This window comes from Aquimarina sp. AWH4_224 (assembly GCF_056160245.1).
In genome coordinates this window covers 1-231 of the sequence record NZ_JBSWWU010000091.1, presented here as the reverse complement: position 1 = coordinate 231, position 231 = coordinate 1, and the positions used below count along the sequence as shown (strand labels likewise).

The window sequence follows — 231 nt, the reverse complement described above, 5'->3', positions numbered from 1 at the left end:
CTACAATCGTAAAAGTTACACTACCTTCAGTTGCACCATCTGCAATAGTAATAGTCGTATTACTCAAGGTAAAATCTGAAGCTGTAATTCCTACTCCTGTTACTGCAAGATCAATAGTTTGAGTGCCTACAACAGCTGACGAAGAAATCGCCGTCACTGTGATCACTGTACCTGCTGCTTCTGTACCTGAGTTGGTAGAAACTGAAAGGTTGACTTCAGGAATAGGTGCTG

Annotated in this window: 1 protein-coding gene; it reads right to left on the bottom strand. The window is 42.0% G+C overall.

Annotated features, from left to right (window positions below; translation table 11 throughout):
• Nucleotides 1–231: hypothetical protein (locus tag ACXAGJ_RS24830; protein WP_474843910.1), on the bottom strand; the 231-nt coding region annotated here is incomplete at both ends.